Here is a 24,950-nt window from a genome sequence, read left to right on the forward strand (position 1 = left end):
ACTGTTCCAACAGAAAGAGCCACCAGAATGCAGGTCCACAAGTACGACGTCGTCATTGTCGGCGCGGGCGGTGCAGGGATGCGCGCAGCCATCGAGTCGGGCCAGCGCGCCCGCACCGCCGTCCTGACGAAGCTCTATCCCACGCGTTCCCACACGGGTGCGGCGCAGGGAGGCATGTGCGCCGCACTGGCCAACGTCGAGGACGACAACTGGGAGTGGCACACGTTCGACACCGTCAAGGGCGGTGACTACCTCGTGGACCAGGACGCGGCCGAGGTGATGGCGAAGGAAGCCATCGAGGCGGTCCTGGACCTCGAGAAGATGGGTCTGCCGTTCAACCGCACCCCGGAGGGCCGGATCGACCAGCGCCGCTTCGGTGGCCACACCCGGGATCACGGCAAGGCGCCCGTCCGGCGTTCCTGCTACGCGGCCGACCGCACCGGTCACATGATCCTGCAGACGCTGTACCAGAACTGCGTGAAGCACAACGTGGAGTTCTACAACGAGTACTACGTCCTCGACATGCTGATGGTGGACGAGGAGGTGACGGTCGACGGCGAGACGCGGATCCAGAAGCGTGTGGCCGGTGTGGTCTCCTACGACCTGGCCTCCGGTGAGCTGCACATCTTCCAGGCGAAGTCGGTGGTGTTCGCCTCCGGCGGTGTCGGCAAGGTGTACAAGACCACCTCGAACGCGCACACCCTCACCGGTGACGGCATGGGCATCGCCTTCCGCCGCGGGATCCCCCTCGAGGACATGGAGTTCTTCCAGTTCCACCCGACCGGCCTCGCCGGACTCGGGATCCTGCTCTCGGAAGCAGCCCGTGGAGAGGGTGCGATCCTCCGCAACTCCGAGGGCGAACGCTTCATGGAGCGTTACGCCCCCACCATCAAGGACCTCGCACCCCGTGACATCGTGGCCCGCTCGATGGCCAACGAGGTGCGGGAGGGCCGCGGTGCGGGGCCGAACAAGGACTACGTCCTCCTCGACCTCACCCACCTCGAGCCGGCGCACATCGACGCGAAGCTGCCCGACATCACGGAGTTCGCCCGCACGTACCTCGGCGTGGAGCCCTACACGGAGCCGGTGCCGGTGTTCCCCACGGCGCACTACGCCATGGGCGGTATCCCCACCAACATCAAGGCCGAGGTACTGCTCGACAACGACACCGTGGTCCCCGGGCTGTACGCGGCCGGCGAGGTGGCCTGCGTGTCGGTCCACGGCTCCAACCGGCTCGGCACCAACTCGCTCCTGGACATCAACGTCTTCGGCAAGCGCGCCGGCCTCGCTGCTGCGGAGTACGCGCTGACGGCGGACTTCGTGGAGATCCCCGAGAACCCGACCGTCGAGACCGAGGAGCTGCTGAACCGGGCACGGAGCTCGGAGGGTACGGAACGGGTGGCGCAGATCCGCAAGGAGCTGCAGGACATCATGGACGCGAACGTCCAGGTGTTCCGTACCGAGGAGACCCTGCTCGAGGCACTGCGCGTGATCGACACCCTCGAGGAGCGGTACACACGGATCACCGTGCAGGACAAGGGCAAGCGGTTCAACCTCGACCTGCTGGAGGCGGTGGAGCTCGGCTTCCTGCTCGACATGGCCAAGGTCATGACGGCGGCGGCCCTGCACCGCAAGGAGTCGCGTGGCGGGCACTTCCGCGAGGACTACCCGACGCGTGACGACGAGAATTTCATGACCCATTCCATGGCCTACAAGGACCCCACCGCCACCGAGACCAGCGGTGTGCGCCTTGAGACCAAACCGGTGATCTTCACCCGATACCAGCCCATGGAGCGTAAGTACTGATGAGCACTGAAACGACGGAGAAGGAGCCGGCCTCCAAGGTCGAGCTCGCGCCCGGAGTCGGCGGCGGCGGAGAGATCCCCACGTTCGACATCACCCTGAAGGTCCGCCGCTACAACCCGGAGTCGTCCGACGACGCCTACTGGGACGAGTGGAAGCTGACCATGTACGGCACGGACCGCGTGCTGGACGCCCTGCACAAGGTCAAGTGGGAGCACGACGGCTCGGTGTCCTTCCGCCGCTCCTGCGCCCATGGCGTGTGCGGCTCGGACGCCATGCGCATCAACGGCCGCAACCGGCTGGCCTGCAAGACCCTCCTGAAGGACCTCGACACGTCCAAGCCCATCCTCGTGGAGCCCATCAAGGGCCTCCCCGTGGAGAAGGACCTGATCGTGGACATGGAGCCCTTCTTCCAGTCCTACCGCGAGATCATGCCGTTCCTGGTCAGCAAGGGCCATGAACCCACCAAGGAGCGCCTGCAGAGCTCCGAGGAGCGTGAGCGGTACGACGACACCACCAAGTGCATCCTCTGTGCGGCCTGCACGTCGTCCTGCCCCGTCTTCTGGACGGACGGTCAGTACTTCGGCCCTGCGGCGATCGTCAACGCCCACCGGTTCATCTTCGACTCGCGCGACGACGCCGGCGACATGCGGTTGGAGATCCTCAACGACAAGGAGGGCGTGTGGCGCTGCCGCACCACCTTCAACTGCTCCGAGGCCTGCCCGCGCGGCATCCAGGTGACCAAGGCGATCTCCGAGGTCAAGCAGGCCATCCTGACCCGCAAGATCTGATTCCTCCGCCTGCCGAGGAGCAGGCGACCCCCGGCTCGCGGAACAGCGATCGATGAAGGGCGGCCCGTCCCGGACGGGCCGCCCTTCTGCGTCCCCGGGGGCCCGGGTCGACGGACCGGCCCGTGGACGCGCCCGTCAGGTGCGCGTGTGGTTCCGCTGCCGGCTCTGCCTCAGCAGCGACCCGACCCGTTCGTGCTTCCGCCGCTCGAGAGCGGCCTCCCTGTCCATGGACCCCACGGCGCACCACGCCGTGGCGAGGAGGTAGACCTGGCTGAGGATGAAGAACCAGACGAACAACGCCAGGATGACGGCGAACGGGAAGAGCAGTGGATTGTCGCTGAGGGACGCGAGCAGCTGGGCGGAGAACGTCCGGAGCAGCGTACTCCCTATGCCGGCGATCAGGGCCCCCTGGAACCGGACGGCACGCGGGATCGTGATCGCGGACGCCGATTTCAGGAGGACGAGCATCACCATGGTGTCGAGTACGATCATGACCCCGAACCCGGCGATCTGCGTCAGCACCTGGCTGATCCCGCGCAGATCCAGCAGGGCGAAGAGGGCGCCGAGAGTGTTGTTCGCGATCACACCGAGCACCGTGGTGAGCACCATCACCACCGCGAGCAGGGCGAGCGTGCCGAGGTCGCGGACGCGGAGCACGATCGGGTGGACCGCCACGGGAGCCAGCCCGAACACACCCCGCATGGCCTGACGCATCCCGGAGACCCAGCCCAGTGAGGTGACGAGCATGACGCCCGTCGAGAGCAGGAGCGTCAGGCCGAGACCGCTGGTGCGATCGAACAGGTCCTCGGGGGTGAACAGTCCGTTCCCGGCGTCGCTGTCGCCCCCCGTCCCGTCGGTGTCGATCAGCCCCGGCACGGCGGCGCCCACCGCCTGGATGATCACGCGTTGCAGGCCCTCGTTCCCGCTGATGACCAGGCCCGCGGTCGCGAAGCCCACCACCAGCAGGGCGGAGATGGCGAAGAACAACCGGTAGGCGAGCCCGGCCGCCATCAGCGGCCCGCGGCGCTCGAGGTACAGGTTGACCACGCGGACCACCCGTAGCGTGAAGAACCTCGAGAGCACCAGGTCCACCCGCGCGAGGACCAGAGCCACCGTGCCGCCGTCGGAACGCTTCAACCGCCCCACGTTCACGCGAGCCGCGATGACCTTCCGCCGAAGTTGCGCGAGGTCCGCCGGGGAGGGTCGATCAGCCGGCGGGGGCTTCGGAGCGGTCAGGGACCTGGCCAAAGTGCACTTCCTCCCTCTGCTTCCACAGTCCGGAGGGCAGCTGTTCGTACAGGCCGACGGACCGGACCTCGAACGACGCCCGGAACGTCTCGAGCTGCTGCTCGGCCGCGTCCATACCGGCGTCGGAGACGTCGTGGGCCACGGTGACGTGCGGGTGGAAGGGGAACTCCGGCGCGCGCTCCAGCGGTCCCGACTGCAGTTCCTCGTGCAGCCGCACGCACTCGTCGAACCCCTCGTCCACCTTCAGGTACACCACGGGGGAGACGGGCCGGAAGGACCCCGTGCTCCGCAGGCGCACCAGGAACGGATGCTGCCGGGAGGCCACGGCACGCACGTGCTGCGCCATGGCGGGCCAGTCCGATGCAGGGGTGGTGGTGATCAGCGTGATGTGCGGTGGCACCACCGTCGCCATCGGGTCGCCGAAGGAGGCACGCCAGGACTCCAGCGCCCCGGCGAGCGGTTCGGGGATGGTGATCGTCACGCCCACGCTGTTGCCGCTCGAACCATGGCCGAGCGGCGCCGCTGTGGCACCGTCGAGGTGGTCGGGCGAGATCTCCACGGGTCAGAAGGTCCCGGTGGCGGGCAGGAACCCGACACGGGAGTAGACCGCCGCGAGCGTGGGGGACGCCAGCTCCCGGGCCTTCGCCGCACCCTTCGCCAGCAACCGGTCCAGCTCGGCCGGATCCTCGAGCAGCTCCTGGGCGCGAGCCCGTACGGGAGCGAGTGCGTCCACCACCACCTCGGCGAGATCCACCTTGAGGTGCCCGTACATCCGGCCCTCGTACTCCGCCTCGAGCTGCGGGACCTCCTTGCCGGACAGCGCCGAGTAGATGGCGAGCAGGTTCGAGATCCCGGGCTTCTCCGCCTGGTCGAACCGGATCTCGGTACCGGCATCGGTGACGGCCGAGCGGATGCGCTTGGCCGTCACCTTGGGATCATCGAGCAGGTTGATCAGGCCGGCGGACGAGGACGCCGACTTGGACATCTTCGCGGTCGGGTTCTGCAGGTCGTAGATCTTCGCCGACTCCTTCTGGATGAAGGGCCTGGGCACGGTGAAGGTGTCACCGAAACGCGTGTTGAAACGCTGGGCCAGGTCACGGCTGAGTTCCACGTGCTGCCGCTGGTCCTCCCCCACCGGCACGCCGTCCGGCTGGTACAGCAGGATGTCGGCGGCCTGCAGGATCGGGTACGTGAACAGGCCCACACTCGCGGCGTCGGTCCCCTGGCGTGCGGCCTTGTCCTTGAACTGCGTCATCCTCGACGCCTCACCGAATCCGGTGAAGCAGTTGAGCACCCAGGCGAGCTGGGCGTGTTCGGGAACGTGGGACTGCACGAAGAGCGTGGCGCGGTCGGGGTCCACGCCACCGGCGATGTACTGGGCCGCGGTGAGCCGGGTGCGGTGCGCGAGCTCCTCGGGGTCCTGGGCCACGGTGATGGCGTGCAGATCGGGGATGAAGAAGACGGCGTCGTACGTCTCCTGCAGGCGCACCCAGTGCACGAGGGCCCCCAGGTAGTTCCCGAGGTGGAGGGAGCCGGCGGAGGGCTGCATCCCGGAGAGGATGCGCTGGCGCGGCACGGCGATCGGCGTGGTGGGGCTGGTCATGGGGGCGTCCTGCACTCTAGATCTGGTAGTCGACGACGAGCGGTGCGTGATCCGAGAATCTCGCCTCCCAGCTCGGCGCCCGGTCCACGGTGGAACTGGCGGCGTTCCTCGCGAGGGCGGAGGTGGCCAGCTGGTAGTCGATGCGCCACCCGGTGTCGTTGTCGAACGCCTTGCCGCGCCAGGACCACCAGGTGTAGGGCCCGTCCACGTCACCGGCGAGGAGCCGGGCGACGTCGAGGAACCCGCATTCCTCGGAGAAGAACCGGTCGAAGTAGGCGCGCTCCTCCTCGAGGAACCCGGCCTTCCTGAGGTTTCCCTTCCAGTTCCGGATGTCCAGCGGGGTGTGACCCACGTTGAGGTCGCCCACCACCACGGCGTGGTCGGCGCCGTCGCGCAGCTGCGGGAGCCGCACGGTCATGGCGTCGAGGAAGCGGTACTTGTCCTCCTGCTTCGGGGTCCCCGCCTCACCGGAGTGGACGTAGGCGCTGACCACGGTCAGCGAGACCCCGCGCACCTGCAGATCCATCTCCACCCAGCGCCCCGAGGTGTCGAAGAAGGGGTCACCGATGGTGGTGCGGGTGGCGGTCGGTTCGGTCCGGGAGGCGATGGCGACTCCCGCACGGCCCTTCGCCTCGGCCTCGGTGTGGACGATGTGCCAGTCCTCGCCCAGCAGTCTGCGGAGTTCGGCATCCGGCGCCCGCACCTCCTGGAGGCAGAGGACGTCCACCTCGCGGCCGGAGAGCCAGTCCTGCATCCCGCGCCGGTAGGCGGCACGTACCCCGTTGACGTTGACGGAGGCGATGCGGAGCGGTGTCTGCGAAGGGGGGGATGCCGGACTCACCCGATCCACCTTACCCGCGACGCCCGGGACACGGAGGCGGAGGATCCGACCCCGGGGTCAGTCGACCACGGTGCCCTCGACCGGCCCCTCGGAGGATCCCTTCATCATGGAACGGGCGTTGTGCGAGGTGATCTCGATGGTCTCCAGCGCACGTTCCACCATGCCCTCGTCCTTGCCGAGGTACTCACGGACCACACCCACCTGCACCTGCACGATCTTGAAGCTGTGATCCAGCTTGAGGTCGCGTGCCCGGTCGGCCGCCGCAGGAGCCCCCGCGGCGGACGCCCCGTTCTTCGGGTCCATGTGGCCCTGCAGCCGTGCGGCGGCCTTCCGTGCGGCGGACCGGAGGCTGAATACCACGAAACTGAACACGAGGAGCCAGCCGAGGGAGATGATCACCACCAGCCACCCGATGACGTCGTTCTGGTTCGCCGCGAAGACCACCGCCACCAGGAACACCACCAGCATGATGGCCATCCCGATACTGCCCATCCGCATGCTCACACCTCGGCCCGCAGGCCGTTCACTACTCCCGACTGACTGCATGGATCCATTGTCCCGCATGTTCGCGCAGCGGCCGTTTCCTTCCACCCGGGGCGAACTGCCGGAACTTTCCGAGAAACTTCCCAGCCGGACCAATCCGTGATCCCCCTCACCCCGAAGTCCATCCGAGTGCGCCCTACGGTGCATTCCATTCGCACACATGGAGGATTTTCCGATGAACAAGAAGATGCGACTCCTCGCAGTCCCGACCCTCGCCCTCGGCGCCATCGCGCTGGCCGGCTCGCCGGCCCTGGCCGCGGACAGCAGCTACTCGTCCACCCTGGGCCAGCTGAACGGCACCACCGGCACCGGGTCGATCACCGTCGACGTCACCGGCGACCAGGCGGCCGTGAAGCTCCAGGTCTCCGGTCTCGCCGAGACCTTCATGGACGGACCGTACCCGCACGTCCAGCACGTCCACGGCGGCGCCCAGGGTGTCTGCCCCACGGCAGCCGATGACGCCAACGGCGACGGCATCGTCAGCGTCACCGAGGGTGCGGGGCGCTACGGCGACATCCTCACCACGCTGACCACCTCCGGTGCCACCACCCCGGCCGAGGGCCTGAACCTCGAGCTCGGCGGCCAGGGCGGCAGCTACACCATCGACCGCACCATCACCCTCGACGACGCCACCAAGGCGTCCCTCGAGGCCGGCACCGCGGTCGTCGTCGTCCACGGTCTGGACCCCGCGACCGCGGGCGTGCCCGAGGCCGTCTTCGCATCGCCCAGCGACCTGGACCCCGCGCTGCCCCTCGGCGCCACCTCGCCCGCCCTGTGCGGCACCCTGGTGAAGACCCAGATGGCCGCCATGCCTTCCGGTGGAGCCGACACGGGTGTCGCCACCCAGTCCTCCAACACGGCCGGCATGATCGCCCTCGGTGGTGGCCTCGTGCTCGCCGCAGCAGCCGGTGGAGTGTTCGTGGTTCGTCGCAACGCAGCGAACAACGCGTGATACTGATCTCATGATCAGTTCCACGGGCGGCCGTCGCCGGGGCTTCATCGCCCCGGCGGTGGCCGTTCTCCTTCTCCTGACCGGGTGCGGGTCCGCTGATGCCCCGGCGGGCACGTCCCCCACCGCTCCGCCGTCGTCGAGCGCGAGTACCTCCGCGGCGCCGTCCGCCGCCGCACCGACGACCGCGCCGGGGACACCGTCGCCGTCGTCGGCCCCCGCTGCTGCTCCGGCCACTCCGGCGGAGCCTGCGGTGCTCGCCGCCTCCGAACCGGTGACGCTGAGCGTCCCGTCGATCGACGTGCGCACGGATCTGCTCAGTCTCGGCCTCCGGGAGAACCGGACGCTGGAGGTGCCGCCCGGCGAACCCGGCTCCCCGGCCGGCTGGTACAACCAGTCCCCCACACCGGGTGAGCGTGGACCCTCCGTGATGCTGGGCCACGTGAATGCCACCGACGGCGGCGACGGCGTGTTCGCCGGTCTCCGGCAACTCGGTGCCGGCGACCGCATCGAGGTGAGCCGGAAGGACGGCAGCACCGCCGTGTTCGAGTTCCAGCGGGGCGAGACGTACATGAAGAACGACTTCCCCCCCCTCGAGGTGTACGGCAACACCGCCGGGTCCGAGCTGCGTCTCATCACCTGCGACGGGTACAACCCGGAGACCGGGGAGTTCGACGACAACTACGTGGTGTACGCGACGCTCGTGAACTGACGCCGCCGCCGCCGGACGGGAACTACTTGAGGAACAGTTTCCGCAGCCGCAGGGTGGTCAGCAGCATCCCGACGACGATCATCACCAGGAAGTACGCGAGGTGGATCAGCGTGGCAGTGCTGAAGGACGCCACGCTGATCTGCCGGAGCAGCTCCACCCCGTGCCAGAGCGGCAGAGCCTGGATGAACCACTGGATCCCCTGCGGGTACACGCTCAGCGGATAGAAGGTGGCCGAGAACAGGAACATGGGCAGCATCACGAAGTTGACCCACTCCATCTGCTGGAACGTCTTCATGAAGCTCGTGATGCCCATGCCGAAGGACGCGAAGCCGAACGCGACCACCACGGCGGCGGGAATCATCAGCAGCGCCACCGGGGTGGTGAGCAGACCCATCAGGCCCATGACCGCGGTGAAGCCCGTCGCATAGAGGGCACCCCGCAGCAGGGCGAGGAAGATCTCGCCGATCGCGACGTCGAGCGGCCCCAGCGAGGTGTAGAGCATGCCCTGGTACAGCTTGGCGAAGTTCATCTTGAAGAAGACGTTCCACGTGCTGTCGTACACCGCGCCGTTCATGGCGGAGACCGCCAGCAGCGCAGGGGCGATGTAGGCCGCGTAGCTGATCTCCTGGCCGTCCGGGCCGGCGACGGTACCCACGAGGGCACCGAGGCCCACCCCCATGGACAGAAGGTACAGCACCGGCTCGAAGAAGCCGGACACCATGATCATCCAGTTGCTGCTGCGGGTGGCGAGGAGGCCGCGGGCGATCACGGCCCGGGCGTTCCGGGAGTAGAGCGCGGTCAGCCGGCGCTCCGAGGCCTGGATCCGGTAATCCTCCAAAGTGAGGTGCTGTGTCATCTGCCGAGCCTCCTGGCGAAGACGGAGCGGGCCGCACGCCACCCGATCAGGCACAGGGCCAGCAGGAACACCACGTGCACGACGGCGAGCCAGGGCGGCAGCGCGTACCCGTAGGTCAGTGCGCGGCCGAGTTCGGTGCCGTGCCAGAGCGGGGAGATCCAGCCGATCCACCGCAGGAACACCGGCAGGGTGTCCAGGGGGAAGAAGGTGCCGGAGAACAGGAAGAGCGGGGTGACGACGAAGCGCATCACGAGGGCGAACTGCCCGCGGTCCTCCTCGAGCCGGGCGGAGTAGGCGAGCAGCGGCAGTCCGAAGGCCAGACCCGCCAGCACGGCCACGGGGACGGCGAGGAATCCCAGTGCGGAGGGGGAGGCCCCGAAGGCGGCGATGATGAGGAAGTAGACGATCGTGGTGAGGCTCAGCCGGACCGTGATGGCGATGATGTGCCCGTTCACGATCTGGTGGGTGCCGAGCGGGGAGGCGTGCGGACCGTAGTACACCCGCCGCCATTTGAAGCCGTCCATCACGGGGTAGGTGAACTCGGTGGCGGCGGTCATGATGGTGGCCGAGGCGAGCAGCGCCGGTGCGATGAACACCAGGTAGCTGACGCCGCCGAACGAGCCCTCCGAGTTCTGGTCCACGAGCGTGGCCAGGCCCACGCCCATCGCGAAGAGGTACATGACCGGTGTTCCCACGCTGGAGGCGAGCAGCGTCCAGCGGTAGCTCCTCATGGCACGCAGGACGTGCTCGGCGTAGTACCAGGACCCGAACTTCCGGGCGCGCACCGCGGACACCCCCGGCGCGTGGGCGGAGAGGCGCGGAGGCAGCACCGCACCCTGCCGGCCGGGGGTCACCGCGGTCCCGGCGGCCACGCCGTCGTTGTTGTCACTGTTGTCGTTATCATCACCGTCGGCGTCGGAGCGCTGTTGCACGGGGGTCGGCTCAGTCAATGAGGCTCCTCCCGGTGAGGCGCAGGAAGACGTCCTCGAGGGACGAGCGGCGGACGAGGGAGGTGATGGGCCGGAGCCCGCGTGCCACCACCTCGTCCAGGGCGGCCTCGGCGTCGTGCGCGTAGATGAGGATGCGGTCCGGCAGCGGCTCCAGCCGGTCGCCGATGCCGTGGAGCTCACCGGCCACCGTGGTGTTCCGCTCCGAGCCGAAGCGCAGCTCCAGCACCTCACGGGTGGAGTGCTCGCGGATCAGCTGCGCCGGTGAGCCCTCGGCCATGATCCGGCCCTTGTCCACCACCACGAGGCGGTCGCAGAGCTGCTCCGCCTCGTCCATGTAGTGGGTGGTGAGGATCAGGGTGACGCCGGATTCCTTGAGCCGGAACAGGCGGTCCCACAGGATGTGGCGTGCCTGCGGGTCCAGACCCGTGGTGGGCTCGTCCAGCAGGAGGATCTTCGGTTCGTTGATCAGCGACCGCGCGATCGTGAGGCGCCGCTTCATGCCCCCGGACAGGGCGTCCACCTTCGCGGAGGCCTTGTCCGTCAGCTGGGCGAACTCGAGCAGCTCGTCGGCCTTCGGCTTCAGGTAGCTCATGGGGAGCCCGAAGTACCTGCCGTACACCAGCAGGTTGTCGCGCACCCTCAGCTCCTCGTCGAGGTTGTCCTGCTGCGGCACCACGCCGAGGTGGGCCCGCACCTCGGGGCCGTGCTCCTCGGGATCCAGCCCCATGATGGTGAGCGCACCCGAGGTGCGCTGGGAGACCCCGCCGATCATCCGCATGGTGGTGGACTTGCCGGCCCCGTTGGGGCCCAGGAGGCCGAAGGACTCCCCTGCCGGGACGTCGAAGGAGATGGCGTCCACGGCCTTGAACTCGCCGTAGTGCTTGCTGAGGTCCTGCGCGGAGATCACCGGCGGACCGGGAGGAGGAGAGTGCACGCACCCCAGCGTAGGGGCCGACCCCCGGTCGCGGGAGGTGTCCGGGGCATCGGCGCGGCGGGGGCCCCCCCCCCCCCCCGCGCCCCGCCCCCCCCCCCACGGTGGCCAGGAGCCTGGCGCGCGCCCTGGGCCCCCCCCCCCCGGGGTTCGGGGACAACCAGCTGGCCACGGGGGCCGTCTCCGGTGCGACGTCGCCCGTGAGGGTGGCCTTCCCGGTCCCCGGGTCCTCCACGCGGCTGACGCCGACGTCCAGCACGATGGCTCCGGGCTTGAGCTGCCCGGCGCGGATCATGTGCGGGATCCCGGCGGCGGCGACGACGACGTCGGCCCGGCCGAGGTGCGCCGCGAGGTCCGCCGTCCCGGGGTGGGCGAGGGTCGCCGTGGCGTTGCCCTGCTTGCGGGTGAGCAGGAGACCGAGGGGCCGCCCCACGGTCACGCCGCGTCCGACCACGAGGACGTCGAGGCCCTTCAGCTCGATCCCGTGGCGGGCGAGGAGCTCCACGATGCCGTGCGGCGTGCAGGGCAGCGGCGAGTCCAGCTCCGCGTTGACGTTGAGCACCAGTTTCCCGAGATTGGTGGGGTGCAGCCCGTCGGCGTCCTTGGCCGGGTCGATCCGCTCGAGGATCGCGTTGGTGTCGAGATGCGCGGGCAGCGGGAGCTGCACGATGTACCCGGTGGTGGCGTCGTCGGCGTTCAGCTCGTCGAGGACCGCCTCCAGCTCCTCCTGGGTGATGGTGTCCGGCAGGTCCCGCCGCACCGAGGTGATGCCCACCTGGGCGCAGTCGCGGTGCTTGCCCGCCACGTAGGAGTGGCTGCCGGGGTCCTCCCCCACGAGCACGGTGCCGAGCCCGGGCGTGACGCCGCGCTCGCGCAGCACGGCCACCCGCTCGGTGAGTTCCGCCTTGATCTGCGCGGCGGTCGCCTTCCCGTCGAGGACGCGGGCGGTGGTGCTCATGCTCCTACCACTGCTCCTGGCCCGGGTAGAGGGGGAAGTCCGCGGTGAGGGCGGAGACGCGGGCGCGCAGGGCGTCGACGTCGGGGGAGGGCTTCAGCGCGGCGGCGATGATCTCGCCCACCTCGGTGAACTCGGCGGCGCCGAAGCCGCGGGTGGCGAGCGCCGGCGTGCCGATGCGCAACCCCGAGGTGACCATGGGCGGGCGCGGGTCGAACGGCACCGCGTTGCGGTTCACGGTGATGCCCACCGAGTGCAGCACGTCCTCGGCCTGCTGCCCGTCCAGTGAGGAGTTCCGCAGGTCGACGAGGACCAGGTGGACGTCGGTGCCGCCGGTGAGCACGGAGACACCGTGCTCGGCGACGTCGGTGCCGGTGAGGCGCTCGGCGATGATCCGGGCGCCCTCGAGCACACGCTCCTGGCGTTCCCTGAACTCGGCGGACCCTGCGATCTTGAAGGCCGTGGCCTTCCCTGCGATCACGTGCATGAGCGGGCCGCCCTGCTGACCCGGGAACACGTTGGAGTTGATCTTCCTGGCCCACCCCTGCTTGGCGAGGATCACGCCCGAGCGGGGTCCGGCGAGGGTCTTGTGCACGGTGGAGGTGACGACGTCGGAGTACGGCACCGGGTTGGGGTGCACGCCGGCGGCGGCGAGACCGGCGAAGTGCGCCATGTCCGTCCACAGGAGCGCGCCGACCTCGTCGGCGATGGAGCGGAACGCCGCGAAGTCGAGCTGCCGGGGGTACGCGGACCAGCCGGCGATGATCACCTGGGGCTTCTCGGCCACCGCCTGCTCACGGACGCGCTCCATGTCGAGCCGGTGGGTGTCCTCCTCGACACCGTAGGCCGCGACCTCGTAGAGCTTGCCGGAAAAGTTCAGCTTCATGCCGTGGGTCAGGTGCCCGCCGTGGGCGAGCGAGAGGCCCATGATCTTGTCGCCGGGCGTGATCATGGCGGAGAGCGCGGCCGCGTTGGCCTGTGCCCCGGAGTGCGGCTGCACGTTGGCGAACTCCGCACCGAACAGTGCCTTGACCCGCTCGATCGCGAGGTTCTCGGCCACGTCCACGTGCTCGCATCCGCCGTAGTACCGGCGGCCCGGGTAGCCTTCCGCGTACTTGTTGGTGAGCACGCTCCCCTGCGCCTCGAGGACGGCGCGTGGCGCGAAGTTCTCCGAGGCGATCATCTCGAGGGTGTCGCGCTGCCGGGCGAGTTCGTCCCGCAGCACCGCGGCGATCTCGGGGTCCACCTCGGCCAGGGGCGTGTTGGTGACGGAGTCTGCGGCGGTCCGGGAGGGAACCGTGGGGGAAGTGGTCATGTGTCGATCCTTCTCTGGGTCTCGCGTCTCAGTCGCGACGCTCCCATGCTAGCCGCACCCCCGCCCGCGCTTCCAACGGGTTACGCCGCCCACCCGGCCGGTGCCGTACCCCCGTGGAATACGGCTGCGGAGGACGTCGTTCGGGACTCCGGGACAGGAGCACGTGACGGAGGGAGAGCCAGATGGAGGAACGTGGGACGCAACCGGCCATCGGTACCGCCGTGCTGGAGGTCCGCGTGGTGGTGATCGGTGCGGGGCAGGCGGGGCTGAGCAGCGCGTACCAGCTGATCCGCCGGGGCCTGGTACCCCACCGCGACTTCGTGGTGCTCGACGCGAATCCCGCACCGGGCGGGGCCTGGTTGCACCGCTGGCCCGCCCTCACCTTCGACGCCGCCCACGCACTGCATCCCCTCCCCGGGCTCCCCCTCGGCACCCCTGACCCCGAGGAACCGGCCTCCGCCGTGGTGAACCGCTACTACGGGGCCTTCGAGGAGATGTTCCGGCTGCCTGTGATCCGCCCCGTGCGCGTGCTCCGCGTGGAACCCGCGACGCCCGGAGACATGCAGGAGCCCTCCGGGTCCATCCGCACGGACGGCCCGCTCACGGTGACGACGACGGCGGGCACCTGGCGCGCCGACGTCGTCATCAGTGCCACGGGGACCTGGGACCGCCCCTACTGGCCCTCCTACCCCGGCCGTGGGCTGTTCGCCGGCCGGCAGCTGCACACCCACGACTACCGCTCGGCGGAGGAGTTCGCGGGCCGGCGCGTCCTCGTGGTGGGGGCCGGCACCTCGGCGGTACCGTTCCTGCTGCGGCCCGCGGCGGCCGGGGCGCGCACCGTGTGGTCCACCCGCCGTCCGCCGGAGTTCGTCCGGCGTCCGTTCGACGCCGAGTGGGGCCGGGAGGTGGAGGCCGAGGTGGGTGCGCGGACGGCCGCGGGGCTTCCTCCGGAGAGCGTGGTGGCTGCCACCGGTCTGCCCCTGACGCCCGAGTACCGGGCGGGGATCGACGCCGGGGTGCTGGTCTCGCGCGGTCCGCTCGCCGAGCTCCGGGAGCACACCGCGGTGTTCACCGACGGGTCGGAGGAGGAGGTCGACGTGGTGCTCTGGGCCACGGGGTTCCGCGCGTCCCTGCAGCACCTCGCTCCCCTGCGCATCCGCGAACCGGGCGGCGGCATCCGGATGGACGGCGTCCGCGTGGTGAAGGAGCCGCGCCTGATGCTGGTGGGCTACGGGGCCTCCGCCTCCACGCTCGGCGCAACACGGGCCGGGCGCGCAGCGGCCCGGGCCGCCGTCGCCCGTGTCACGGAGGGCGGGGAAGGCGGGGCCACCGGTAATCTGGCGGGATGACCTCTCCCAGCCGCTCCTACTCCCTGACGCTCTCCTGCCCCGACCGGCCCGGCATCGTGCACGGCGTCTCCGGGGCGCTGGTGGAGGTGGGGGCCAACATCACCGAGTCCCAGCAGTACGGGAGCCCGGGGACGGGAAGCTTCTTCATGCGCGTCGCGCTCACCACGGACGCTCCGGCGGAGGACGTCGAAGCAGCCCTCCGACCCCTGGCGGAGGAGTTCGGCATGGACTTCTCCCTCGCCGGGACCGAACGCCGTACCCGCACCATCATCATGGTCTCGAAGGCGGCGCACTGCCTGAACGACCTGCTCTTCCAGCACCGCTCCGGCACCCTCCCCATCGACATCCCCGTGATCGTCTCCAACCACCGCGATCTCGAGGGCCTCGCCGCCTTCTACGGGATCGAGTTCCGCCACATCCCGGTGACCCCGGAGACCAAGGACGCCGCGGAGGACGCCCTCCGTGAGCTGATCGCGGAGCACGACGTCGAACTGGTGGTCCTGGCCCGCTACATGCAGATCCTCAGCGACCAGCTCTGCGAGGACCTCCTGGGCCGTGCCATCAACATCCACCACTCGTTCCTGCCCTCGTTCAAGGGCGCACGCCCCTACCATCAGGCGCACGCCCGCGGCGTGAAACTCATCGGCGCGACGGCCCACTACGTCACGGGCGCCCTGGACGAGGGGCCGATCATCGAGCAGGAGGTCATCCGCGTGGACCATGCCCGGACGGCCGAGCAGCTCGCCTCGATCGGACGGGAACTCGAGGGGCGGGCGCTCGTACAGGCCGTGCAGTGGCACGCCGAGGGCCGCGTGCTGCTCGACGGACGCCGCACGGTGGTGTTCAACTGACAGGTACGGACCGCGCCCCTAGGCTGATGTCATGAGCCACATCATCCCCTTCCGCGGCACCACCCCCCGCGTGGGCGTGTCGGCCTTCGTGGCGCCCACGGCCACCCTGATCGGCGAGGTGTCCCTCGGCGCCTTCGCGAGCGTGTTCTACGGCGCGAGCGTGCGTGCGGACACGGCCGCGATCAGCATCGGGGAGGGCACCAACCTGCAGGACAACGTGGTGGTCCACGCCGACCCGGGGTATCCCGCGTCGATCGGGGACCGCGTCAGCGTGGGCCACGGCGCGGTGGTCCACGGGTGCACCGTCGAGGACGACTGCCTGATCGGCATGGGTGCCACGGTGATGAACGGCGCGGTGATCGGTGCCGGCTCCCTCGTGGCCGCCGGGGCGGGGGGGCTCGAGGGGGCGGGGGTCCCGCCGCGCTCCCCGGTGGCCGGGGGGCCGGCGAAGGGGCGGCGGGGGCTCGACGACGACGAGGTGGCGGCGGTCCGCTCGAACGCCGGGCGCTACCGCAGCCGTGCGCAGGAGCACCGCGACGCCGTCGGAGGCGGCCCCGGGTAGGTGCACTCCGGGCGCAGGTCCCGGTCCTGCGGACCTAGGCGTCGACCCGCACGTCCTTCGGGGCACGGCGGCGGGAGGCGATGACGTGGTCCACGGACCAGCGGCCGGGACCGGCGAGGACGAACAGCAGGCTCGCGGCGGCGAGCAGCAGGACGAACTCGTACCCGCCGTCGGCCACGAAGAAACCGGCCTCGCCGTGGACGAGCACGAGCGCCCCGAGCACGGTGAGGGCGAGCAGACCGGCGATCACGCGGGTGCCGAGGCCGAGGATCAGCAACACACCACCGCCGAGTTCGAGGACGGCGACGGCGGGGGCGGCCAGGTCGGCTGCAGGTACGCCCATCTCGGCGAACGACGCCTGGGTCCCGGCGATGGTGAACTCGTTGAACTTCTGCCATCCGTGTAGCACGAAGATGATGCCGAGGACTGCGCGGAGCACGGTGTGCCCCAGGGTGGGGAGGGAGGTGGCTGCGGGCGTGGAGGTGCGCGGCGGCACGTGCGTGGTCGACATGCCTCCACCCTAACGGCTTTACTTGTAGTTTCAAGCATCGCGGAGGGGTGCGCCCATACTGAGGCGCCCTCCGGTGTCGGGGTGCCTTCAGGTGTCGGGACGATGGACGCATCCCCGCGCAGCGGCAAGGATGAGGAGATGAACCCATCGATCTGCATCCCCGTTCCTCCCTGCGCCATGACAGGTGCCCCCAGCCCCGTCGCGGCAACGGGCCGCCCCCTGAAGTGGGGCGTCGTCGCCACTGGAGGCATCGCCGCGAAGGTCACCGGGGACATCGCCCTCCTCGAGGACGCCGACCTCCACGCGGTGAGCTCCCGCAGCCAGGACAGTGCTGACGCCTTCGCGGAGCGCTTCGGTTTCACCACGGCGTACGGCGACGACGGCGGCACCTCCGGCTACCAGCGCCTCGTCGACGATCCCGCGGTGGACGTGGTGTATATCGCGACCCCGCACGGACAGCACCACGAGGTGGCGCGGGCCGCCCTGCAGGGAGGCAAGCACGTCCTCTGCGAGAAGCCGTTCACCATCAACGCCGAGGAGGCGGAGGACCTCGTGGCCCTCGCCGCGGACCGCGGGCTCTTCCTCATGGAGGCCGTGTGGACGCGCTTCCTGCCGAGCGTGAACCGGGCCTGGGAGATCATCGGCTCCGGCGAGCTGGGTGAGATCCGCTGGGTGCAGGCCGATCTCGGCTTCACCGCACCGGAGGATCCCACCAGCCGCCTCTGGGACCCGAAGGCGGGCGGCGGGGCCCTGATGGACCTCACCGTGTACCCGCTGACCTGGGCGCTCGGGGCCCTCGGCTTCCCGGACTCGGTCTCCGCGATCGGCAAGCTCAACGGCGACGGCGTGGATCTGCAGACCGCCATCACCCTCGGCTACGCGAGCGGGGCGCACGCCCAGCTGTCGTCGTCGTTCGTCTCCGCGTGCCCCGGCCAGGCCACGGTGAGCGGCGCGAACGGATGGCTGCGCACCGGGGACGGTCAGCTCCCCAATCCCCGGGAACTGACCGTGCAGACCGGGCCGGAACCCCGCGTGGAGCGGTTCGACCACGTGGGTGCCGGGTACACGTACCAGCTGCGAGAGGTCACGCGCTGCATCCAGGAGTGCCTCTCCGAGAGCCCCACCATGCCCCTCGAGCACACGGTGCGCACCATGCGCCTGCTCGACGGCGTGCGGGCACAGCTCGGTCTGCGCTATGCGAACGACGACGCCTGAGACGCAGTCGCGGTCGTCCGGCCCGGTTCACCTGACCGGGCGACAGGGACCAGGACCGACGAAGCAGCCGACGTACCGGTGCGGTACGTCGGCTGCTCGCGCCCGGACGTGGGTACTTACTTCGCGAGGATCGCGAGCACCTCGGACAGCGTCCCCGAGGGGCGCATGACCTCGCTCACCTTGGCGACGTCCGGGTGGAAGTACCCGGCGATGTCCACGGGCGAGCCCTGGACCGCCAGGAGCTCGGACACGATCGCGTCCTCGTTCCCGGTCAGCGCCTCGGCCACCTGCGCGAACGCGGCCGCGAGCTCCGTGTCCTGGTCCTGCTGCGCCAGCTCCTCCGCCCAGTAGCGGGCGAGGTAGTAGTGGCTGCCACGGTTGTCGATCTCACCGACGCGGCGGCGGGGCGACTTGTTCTCGAGCAGGAAGGTCCCCGTGGCGCGGTCCAGCGTGTCCGCCAGGATCTGGGCACGCGCGTTGCCCGTGGTGGTGGCCAGGTGCTCGAAGCTCACGGCGAGGGCCAGGAACTCCCCGAGGCTGTCCCAGCGCAGGTGGTTCTCCTTCACGAGCTGCTGCACGTGCTTGGGAGCCGAACCGCCGGCGCCGGTCTCGAACAGGCCGCCGCCGTTCATCAGCGGTACCACGGAGAGCATCTTGGCGCTGGTGCCGAGCTCCAGGATGGGGAACAGGTCCGTGAGGTAGTCACGCAGCACGTTGCCGGTCACGGAGATGGTGTCCTCACCGCGGCGGATGCGCTCGAGCGTGAACGCCGTGGCGTCCTCGGGCGACATGATCCGCAGGTCCAGACCCTCGGTGTCGTGCTCCCCGAGGTACTCCTCGACCTTCGCGATCAGGTTGGCGTCGTGCGCGCGACCCGCGTCCAGCCAGAACACGGCGGGGGTCGCGGAGGCGCGGGCACGGGTGACGGCGAGCTTCACCCAGTCGCGGATCGGGGCATCCTTGGTCTGGCAGGCGCGCCAGATGTCACCCGGGGCGACGTCGTGCTCGAGCAGTACGGTGCCGTCGGCGTCGAGCACCTGCACCTTGCCCTCGGAGCGGATCTCGAAGGTCTTGTTGTGGCTGCCGTACTCCTCGGCGGCCTGCGCCATGAGACCCACGTTCGGCACGGTGCCCATGGTGGTGGGGTCGAAGGCGCCGTGGGCCCGGCAGTCGTCGATGACCACCTGGTACACCCCGGCGTAGCTGCTGTCGGGGATCACCGCGAGGGTGTCCGCCTCCTCGCCGTCCGGGCCCCACATGTGACCGGAGGTGCGGATCATGGCCGGCATGGAGGCATCCACGATCACGTCGCTCGGCACGTGCAGGTTGGTGATGCCGTTGTCCGAGTCCACCATGGCGATCGCCGGGCCGTCCTCCATGCCCTTGATGATGAGCTGCTGCACGCCGTCGCGCACGTCCTCGGGCAGTGCGTCGAGCCCGCCGAGGATCGAGGCGAGACCGTTGTTGGGGCTCAGGCCCGCGGCGGCGAGCTGGTCACCGTACGTCGCGAAGAGCTCGGGCAGGAAGGCACGCACGACGTGGCCGAAGATGATGGGGTCCGAGACCTTCATCATGGTGGCCTTCAGGTGTGCCGAGAAGAGCACCCCCTCCTCCTTGGCGCGGGTGACCTGCTGACCGAGGAACGTGTCGAGCGCACCGGCGCGCATCACCGTGCCGTCCACCACCTCTCCGGCGAGCACGGGGAAGGCCTCCTTGAGCACCGTCACCGAGCCGTCCGGGGCCAGCTGCCGGATGGAGACGGTGGTGTCCGCGGCGATCACCACGGAGCGCTCGTTGGAGCGGAAGTCGTCGGTGGTCATGTGCGCCACGTTGGTCTTCGACTCCGGCGTCCAGGCACCCATGCTGTGCGGGTTCTGGCGGGCGTAGTTCTTCACCGACGCCGGGGCGCGGCGGTCCGAGTTGCCCTCGCGGAGCACGGGGTTCACGGCGCTGCCCTTGACCTTGTCGTAGCGCGCGCGGGTCTCGCGCTCCTCGTCCGTGGACGGGTGGTCGGGGTAGTCCGGGATGGAGTAGCCCTGGCCCTGCAGCTCGGCGACGGCCGCCTTCAGCTGCGGGACGGACGCACTGATGTTCGGCAGCTTGATGATGTTGGCGTCAGGCGTCTTCGCCAGCGCGCCGAGCTCCGCGAGCGCGTCGGGCACCTGCTGGTCCTCGGGGAGCCGGTCCGCGAACAGGGCGATGATGCGGCCCGAGAGCGAGATGTCCCGGGTCTCCACCTCCACCCCTGCCGTGGAGGCGAAGGCCTCGATGATCGGCAGGAACGAGTAGGTGGCCAGCATGGGTGCTTCGTCGGTGTGGGTGTAGATGATCTTGGCCATGGGTTGGCGTCTCCCTGGTGCTCTTCGTCGTGCGGGTGGTCGGGTGAGGTTCTCAGCTCCAACCTACCGAGGTCCCGGGGCCAGTACCTAACGATCTGTACCCCGGGTCCGCGGCGGCGGCGGGCCGTACGGGTGGTGCGGAACCTAGTGGAAGAAGTGGCGCGCACCCGTGAGGTAGAGGGTGATCCCGGCCGCGTTCGCGGCGTCGATCACCTCCTGGTCGCGGACCGACCCACCGGGCTGGACGACGGCGCGCACACCGGCGTCGAGCAGGATCTGCAGGCCGTCGGCGAAGGGGAAGAAGGCGTCGGAGGCGGCCACGGAGCCGCGGGCCCGCTCGGTGTCGGCGAGGGTGGTGGCCCGTTCCACGGCAAGGCGGCAGGAATCAACACGGTTGACCTGCCCCATGCCCACCCCCACGGACGCGCCGTCGTGCGCCAGCAGGATGGCGTTGGACTTCGCGGCCCGGCAGGCCTTCCACGCGAAGGCGAGGTCCGCGAGCGTGGCGTCATCGGCCGCCTCGCCGGCGGCGAGCGCCCAGGCCGAGGGGTCGTCGCCGTCGGCGTCGAGGGTGTCGGCGGACTGCATCAGCACTCCCCCGGACACCTGGCGGAACTCCACGGCGTTCCGGCCGTAGCCCTCGGGCAGCGTGAGCAGGCGGATGTTCTTCTTCCGCGAGAGGATCTCCACCGCCTCCGCGGAGAACGACGGCGCGATCACCACCTCGGTGAAGATGTCCTTCACGGTCTCCGCCATGCCCGCGGTGACCTCGCGGTTCGCGGCGATCACGCCACCGAACGCGGAGACGGGGTCGCAGGCGTGCGCCTTGGCGTGGGCGTCGGCGATCGGGTCCGCCGCGTCCGCCGAGCCCACCGCCACGCCGCACGGGTTGGCGTGCTTGATGATGGCGACGGCCGGGAGATCGAAGTCGAAGGCCGCACGGAGCGCGGCATCGGCGTCCACGAAGTTGTTGTAGCTCATGGCCTTGCCGTGGAGCTGGTCGGCCTGGGCGATGCCCGGGGTCGCGGCCGCGTCCACGTACAGGGCCGCGCGCTGGGGCGGGTTCTCGCCGTAGCGCAGCACCTCGGAGCGCTCGAGCGCGAGGCCGGCGTAGCCGGGCCAGGTGGCGTCACTGCCGCCGTCGCCGTCGTCGGCGCTGTCCTCGAGCTCGAACTGGGCGGCGGTCCAGGTGGCGACGGCGGTGTCGTACGCCGCGGTGTGCGCGAAGGCGAGCGCGGCCAGCCGGCGTCGGACCGTCAGCTCGAAGCCGCCCTCGGCGGCGGCCGTGACCACGTCACCGTAACGGGCGGGGCCCACGACGACGGCCACCGGCGGGTGGTTCTTCGCCGCGGAGCGGACCATCGCTGGGCCGCCGATGTCGATCTGCTCCACGACGGCGTCGGGCTCCGCGCCGGAGCGGACGGTCTCCACGAACGGGTAGAGGTTCACCACCACGAGGTCGAACGGCTCGATGTCCAGCTCCGCGAGCTGGTCCACGTGCTCGGGCCGGCGGCGGTCCGCGAGGATGCCGGCGTGCACCGTGGGGTGCAGGGTCTTGACGCGTCCGTCGAGGGTCTCGGCGAAGCCGGTCACCTCGGAGACCTCCGTGACCGGGACGCCCGCGGCGGCGATGCGCTGCGCCGTGGAGCCGGTGGAGACGATGGAGACACCCGCGCGGTGCAGGCCCTGCGCGAGTTCCTCCAGCCCGGTCTTGTCGAACACCGAAATCAGTGCTCGGCGCAGGGGGACACGGTCGAGGGGTGTGGGGCTCACGCGGATCTCCGTCGGTAGTGCTTCGCTGGGGTCGGTCCCGATTCTATCGGGGTGGTGCGCGGGTACCGCGAGGGGGCAGGAACGACGTCCTCGGCCCGCTCTTCGGCGTCATTTCTGTCCTCTCGGCTCCGCCCCGTCACGCCGGGGCCGCGAGGGGGCAGAAACGACGCCGTCCGCCGGCCTTCGGACGTCTCTACTGTCCCCTCGGCCCCGTGACTCCTCCGCACTCCTCCGCCGTGGACAGCGCGCGGGCGATCCGGGCGACGGCGTCCCTCCGGCCCTCCCCCAGGTGCACCTTGGTGAAGCGCAGCACCGTCCAGCCCAGGGCGCGGAGCCTCTCGTCGCGTTCGATGTCGTGCGCCCACTGCCGCGCATCCGTGAGGTGGTGCTCCCCTTCGTACTCGAGGGCTATCCGCCGGCTCCGGTACTGCAGGTCGGGTCGGGAGATCCGCCGGCCGTCGACGTCGGTGATCCACCGGTTCACCTCGGGTTCCGGCAGGCCCGCATCGCGGATGAGCAGGCGCAGCAGGGTCTCCGGCACCGAGTCGACGCCGGTCCGCAGCAACGGTAGCGACTCCCTGGCCCTCCCCGTTCCGCGGGCCCCGGCTCTCGTGGCGAGTTCTGCCGTCAGGAGCTCCACGGTGGTCAGCGGGTTGGGCAGGGCGAGCCCGCCGATCAGCCGGGGAGCATCCGGCTTCCTGAGCAGCGCGTCACCGGCGGCCACGAGTTCGGGCGTCGTCAGCTGCGTCGCGAGATCGCACCAGGTCCGCGCCGGCGTGGTGAGCGGCACCCCGTAGACCGTCACCGTGGCCCCGTACGGCAGGTCGGCGAGGTGCCCGACGACGCCCTTCCTCCTCGGCCGGGAACCGCCCACCGGACGGGTCAGGTGCAGCGGTGCGTCGTGGAGACGCCGGGGCAGCGGCATCCCCCACAGCACGGCCGCGGTGCTGTGGCTCGCCACCGTTCCCGGGACCAGCGAACCGAGGCAGGTGACGACGTCGGACACCTCCGCCGGGATGCCCTTCACCGAACGGAGGCTGCGCGAATGCCGCTGGTACCCGGTGCGACGCAGTACGGAGGGCGGGATGCCCAGGCCCCGGGCACGCTCGACGGTGAAACACCGGGCGGTGCCGAGGCTGAGCAGTGCGGCGGCCATGGGATCGGTCTGCATCGACCCATGGTGGACCAGCTCCGCGCCGGCCTCGGCGCTGTCCACAGGTGGAGCGCACCCGTTACGCCGAAAGGGCACGAATGACCGCCCCACGGCCGGAACCGCCGTCGTAGGTGTCCTCTCGACGCCCGGCGCACCCACCACTCGGAGTAACGCGCGGCGTGACGCGGCCCACGGCGGCGGTATTGTTCTCCCAGCTGTTCTCCCGACGTCCCCCTTCCGCGAAGGCATCATGAGCACCGACACCACACTCCCCACCGGCGACCAGGTGGTGCAGGATCTTCCCTGGCGCTGGAAGGTCCAGGGCAAGATCTTCCTCATCGGCGGCCTCGGCTTCATGTTCGACGCCTGGGACGTGACCCTCAACGCCTACCTCATCCCGCTCCTGATCGCGGACTGGGGGATCACCACCGGCCAGGCCGCCTGGGTGGCGACATCCAACCTGATCGGCATGGCCGTGGGCGCCTTCGTGTGGGGCTCCGTGGCGGACCTGATCGGCCGGAAGCGGGCCTTCACCCTGACGCTCCTGATCTTCTCGGTCTTCACCGTGCTGGGTGCCTTCTCCCCGGACATCGTCTGGTTCTGCGTCCTCCGGTTCTTCGCAGGATTCGGGCTGGGCGGCTGCATCCCCGTGGACTACGCCCTGGTGGGTGAGTTCACCCCGCGCCGCCAACGCGGGCGGGTGCTCACCGCGATGGACGCCTGGTGGCCCGTCGGCGCGTTCCTGTGCGGCGTGGTGACGACGGCGGTGGTGGCCGCGTCCGGCAACTGGCGGCACGCGATGCTCGTCATGGTGCTGCCCGCGCTGCTGGTGTTCTGGGTGCGTACCGGCGTCCCCGAGTCCCCCCTCTACCTCGTGCAGCGCGGCCGCCGGGAGGAGGCCCGGAAGGTCATCGACACCCTGGTGACCAGGACCGGAGCGGAGGCCCGGGCGTGGCGGCTGCCCGAGCCCGAGCAGACGCCGAAGCTCTCGCTGGGGAGCATCTCCGGTCAGCTCGCCGGGTTGTGGCGGTTCGACTGGCGCATCACGCTCACCGCGTGGAGTCTGTTCCTGACCATCCTGCTGGTGTACTACGGGGCGCTCACCTGGATGCCTCGGATCCTGATCGCCTCCGGGTACGCGCAGTCCGTGGCCTTCATCACCACCACCTTCATGACCGGCGTCGGCTTCCTCGGGGTCGTCGCCGCGGCCCTGCTGGTGGAGCGGGTGGGCCGCAAATGGCTGCTGGCCATCACCGGGCCCGGCTCCGCGCTGCTGCTCGTGGTCTTCGCCCTGAACCTCGACCTGCCCGCCGTGGCCACCGCCTGGCTGCTGGCGTTCGGCTTCGTGGTGCAGGTGGCCATCCCGGTGCTCTACACCTACGTGTCCGAGCTCTACCCCACGGAGCTGCGGGGCAGCGGCTTCGGATGGGCCTCCACGATCTCCCGTATCGGCGCCGGGCTGGTGCCGCTGATCTTCGGCAGCCTGCTGTGGCCGTATCTCGGGCTGCCGCTCACCTTCGCGCTGATCGGGGTGCTCGTGGTGCTCGCCGTCGTGTTCATGGCCTTCAACGCACCGGAGACGCGCAACGCGGAACTCCGGTGACGCCGCCTGCGCACCGGGACGGAGACCCGAGGGCGGCGAGCACCGGGGGCAGGGCACGGTCCGTGCACCGGCGAACCTGACACGACGACGGCGCCAT

General features: G+C 70.1%; 22 protein-coding genes and 1 pseudogene. 9 read left to right on the forward strand and 14 right to left on the reverse strand.

Annotated elements, in window-relative coordinates:
• Window positions 1-27: 27 nt before the first annotated feature.
• Complete coding sequence (gene sdhA, locus AC792_RS04625) at window positions 28-1,806, forward strand: succinate dehydrogenase flavoprotein subunit (RefSeq protein ID WP_049829387.1); 1,779 nt, start codon at window positions 28-30, stop codon at window positions 1,804-1,806.
• The gene (locus tag AC792_RS04630; RefSeq protein WP_049829388.1) at window positions 1,806-2,594 is read left to right on the forward strand and encodes a succinate dehydrogenase iron-sulfur subunit; all 789 of its coding nucleotides are present in this window, start codon (window positions 1,806-1,808) and stop codon (window positions 2,592-2,594) included. Before sdhA ends, AC792_RS04630 begins: the two co-directional genes overlap by 1 nt.
• A gap of 135 nt (window positions 2,595-2,729) precedes the next feature.
• On the opposite strand, the gene AC792_RS04635 is transcribed toward AC792_RS04630, so the two are convergent.
• The 5 genes from AC792_RS04635 to AC792_RS04655 form a co-directional block, all read right to left on the reverse strand.
• Window positions 2,730-3,731 carry a YihY/virulence factor BrkB family protein gene (locus AC792_RS04635; protein WP_152916024.1) on the reverse strand — a complete coding sequence of 334 codons (1,002 nt, stop codon included), beginning with the start codon at window positions 3,729-3,731 and terminating at the stop codon, window positions 2,730-2,732.
• A gap of 70 nt (window positions 3,732-3,801) precedes the next feature.
• Window positions 3,802-4,401, reverse strand: coding sequence for a 2'-5' RNA ligase family protein (locus AC792_RS04640; protein ID WP_235436371.1), 600 nt, complete (start codon window positions 4,399-4,401; stop codon window positions 3,802-3,804).
• 3 nt (window positions 4,402-4,404) lie between these two features.
• Window positions 4,405-5,445 carry a tryptophan--tRNA ligase gene (gene trpS / locus AC792_RS04645; protein WP_152916025.1) on the reverse strand — a complete coding sequence of 347 codons (1,041 nt, stop codon included), beginning with the start codon at window positions 5,443-5,445 and terminating at the stop codon, window positions 4,405-4,407.
• A 16-nt stretch (window positions 5,446-5,461) separates the two neighbouring features.
• The gene (locus AC792_RS04650; protein WP_082177418.1) at window positions 5,462-6,295 is read right to left on the reverse strand and encodes an exodeoxyribonuclease III; all 834 of its coding nucleotides are present in this window, start codon (window positions 6,293-6,295) and stop codon (window positions 5,462-5,464) included.
• A 48-nt stretch (window positions 6,296-6,343) separates the two neighbouring features.
• Window positions 6,344-6,832 carry a hypothetical protein gene (locus tag AC792_RS04655; RefSeq protein ID WP_049829508.1) on the reverse strand — a complete coding sequence of 163 codons (489 nt, stop codon included), beginning with the start codon at window positions 6,830-6,832 and terminating at the stop codon, window positions 6,344-6,346.
• A gap of 172 nt (window positions 6,833-7,004) precedes the next feature.
• On the opposite strand from AC792_RS04655, the gene AC792_RS04660 reads away from it, so the two are divergent.
• Window positions 7,005-7,781 carry a CHRD domain-containing protein gene (locus AC792_RS04660; RefSeq protein ID WP_049829391.1) on the forward strand — a complete coding sequence of 259 codons (777 nt, stop codon included), beginning with the start codon at window positions 7,005-7,007 and terminating at the stop codon, window positions 7,779-7,781.
• Between the two features lie 10 nt (window positions 7,782-7,791).
• Entirely contained in the window at window positions 7,792-8,490 is a 699-nt protein-coding gene (locus AC792_RS04665) for a class F sortase (RefSeq protein WP_049829392.1), read from the forward strand.
• A 22-nt stretch (window positions 8,491-8,512) separates the two neighbouring features.
• Here the strand turns inward: AC792_RS04665 and AC792_RS04670 are convergent, their stop codons facing one another.
• From AC792_RS04670 to glyA, 5 genes and pseudogenes are all read right to left on the reverse strand, one after another.
• Complete coding sequence (locus tag AC792_RS04670) at window positions 8,513-9,346, reverse strand: ABC transporter permease (RefSeq protein WP_049829393.1); 834 nt, start codon at window positions 9,344-9,346, stop codon at window positions 8,513-8,515.
• Window positions 9,343-10,200, reverse strand: a complete 858-nt coding sequence (locus AC792_RS04675; protein WP_049829509.1) for an ABC transporter permease — start codon at window positions 10,198-10,200, stop codon at window positions 9,343-9,345. The genes AC792_RS04670 and AC792_RS04675 overlap by 4 nt, the downstream gene beginning before the upstream one ends.
• A gap of 88 nt (window positions 10,201-10,288) precedes the next feature.
• A complete protein-coding gene (locus AC792_RS16825) occupies window positions 10,289-11,239 on the reverse strand; it encodes an ABC transporter ATP-binding protein (protein WP_049829394.1) in 951 nt (316 codons plus the stop codon).
• A gap of 70 nt (window positions 11,240-11,309) precedes the next feature.
• Window positions 11,310-12,185 (reverse strand): annotated as a pseudogene (locus AC792_RS16830) (bifunctional methylenetetrahydrofolate dehydrogenase/methenyltetrahydrofolate cyclohydrolase); the annotation flags it as partial.
• A gap of 4 nt (window positions 12,186-12,189) precedes the next feature.
• Window positions 12,190-13,497 carry a serine hydroxymethyltransferase gene (gene glyA / locus AC792_RS04690; RefSeq protein WP_049829396.1) on the reverse strand — a complete coding sequence of 436 codons (1,308 nt, stop codon included), beginning with the start codon at window positions 13,495-13,497 and terminating at the stop codon, window positions 12,190-12,192.
• A gap of 182 nt (window positions 13,498-13,679) precedes the next feature.
• On the opposite strand from glyA, the gene AC792_RS04695 reads away from it, so the two are divergent.
• From AC792_RS04695 to AC792_RS04705, 3 genes are read left to right on the forward strand one after another with little or no spacing between them, the layout of a single operon-like run.
• On the forward strand, window positions 13,680-14,846 hold the full coding sequence (locus AC792_RS04695; protein ID WP_049829397.1) for an NAD(P)-binding domain-containing protein: 1,167 nt from the start codon (window positions 13,680-13,682) through the stop codon (window positions 14,844-14,846).
• The gene (purU, locus tag AC792_RS04700) at window positions 14,843-15,697 is read left to right on the forward strand and encodes a formyltetrahydrofolate deformylase (RefSeq protein ID WP_049829398.1); all 855 of its coding nucleotides are present in this window, start codon (window positions 14,843-14,845) and stop codon (window positions 15,695-15,697) included. The genes AC792_RS04695 and purU overlap by 4 nt, the downstream gene beginning before the upstream one ends.
• 31 nt (window positions 15,698-15,728) lie before the next feature.
• Entirely contained in the window at window positions 15,729-16,259 is a 531-nt protein-coding gene (locus AC792_RS04705; RefSeq protein WP_049829399.1) for a gamma carbonic anhydrase family protein, read from the forward strand.
• A 34-nt stretch (window positions 16,260-16,293) separates the two neighbouring features.
• On the opposite strand, the gene AC792_RS04710 is transcribed toward AC792_RS04705, so the two are convergent.
• Window positions 16,294-16,770 carry a DoxX family protein gene (locus AC792_RS04710; RefSeq protein ID WP_082177419.1) on the reverse strand — a complete coding sequence of 159 codons (477 nt, stop codon included), beginning with the start codon at window positions 16,768-16,770 and terminating at the stop codon, window positions 16,294-16,296.
• Between the two features lie 138 nt (window positions 16,771-16,908).
• Between AC792_RS04710 and AC792_RS04715 the strand changes: the two genes are divergently transcribed.
• On the forward strand, window positions 16,909-17,985 hold the full coding sequence (locus AC792_RS04715) for a Gfo/Idh/MocA family protein (protein ID WP_049829400.1): 1,077 nt from the start codon (window positions 16,909-16,911) through the stop codon (window positions 17,983-17,985).
• Window positions 17,986-18,101: 116 nt separating this feature from the next.
• On the opposite strand, the gene AC792_RS04720 is transcribed toward AC792_RS04715, so the two are convergent.
• The 3 genes from AC792_RS04720 to AC792_RS04730 all read right to left on the reverse strand — a co-directional run bounded on the left by AC792_RS04720 (window position 18,102) and on the right by AC792_RS04730 (window position 23,313).
• The gene (locus AC792_RS04720; RefSeq protein ID WP_049829401.1) at window positions 18,102-20,324 is read right to left on the reverse strand and encodes an NADP-dependent isocitrate dehydrogenase; all 2,223 of its coding nucleotides are present in this window, start codon (window positions 20,322-20,324) and stop codon (window positions 18,102-18,104) included.
• A gap of 144 nt (window positions 20,325-20,468) precedes the next feature.
• Window positions 20,469-22,097: a bifunctional phosphoribosylaminoimidazolecarboxamide formyltransferase/IMP cyclohydrolase gene (gene purH, locus AC792_RS04725; protein ID WP_049829402.1), complete on the reverse strand. Its 1,629-nt coding sequence runs from the start codon at window positions 22,095-22,097 to the stop codon at window positions 20,469-20,471.
• Window positions 22,098-22,290: 193 nt separating this feature from the next.
• On the reverse strand, window positions 22,291-23,313 hold the full coding sequence (locus AC792_RS04730; protein ID WP_049829403.1) for an endonuclease domain-containing protein: 1,023 nt from the start codon (window positions 23,311-23,313) through the stop codon (window positions 22,291-22,293).
• A gap of 187 nt (window positions 23,314-23,500) precedes the next feature.
• Here AC792_RS04730 and AC792_RS04735 point away from each other — a divergent pair, with 187 nt between their 5' ends.
• The gene (locus AC792_RS04735; RefSeq protein WP_049829404.1) at window positions 23,501-24,853 is read left to right on the forward strand and encodes an MFS transporter; all 1,353 of its coding nucleotides are present in this window, start codon (window positions 23,501-23,503) and stop codon (window positions 24,851-24,853) included.
• Window positions 24,854-24,950 lie beyond the last annotated feature (97 nt).

The sequence above is a fragment of the Arthrobacter sp. RIT-PI-e genome (assembly GCF_001187915.1).
GTDB lineage: Bacteria > Actinomycetota > Actinomycetes > Actinomycetales > Micrococcaceae > Arthrobacter_D.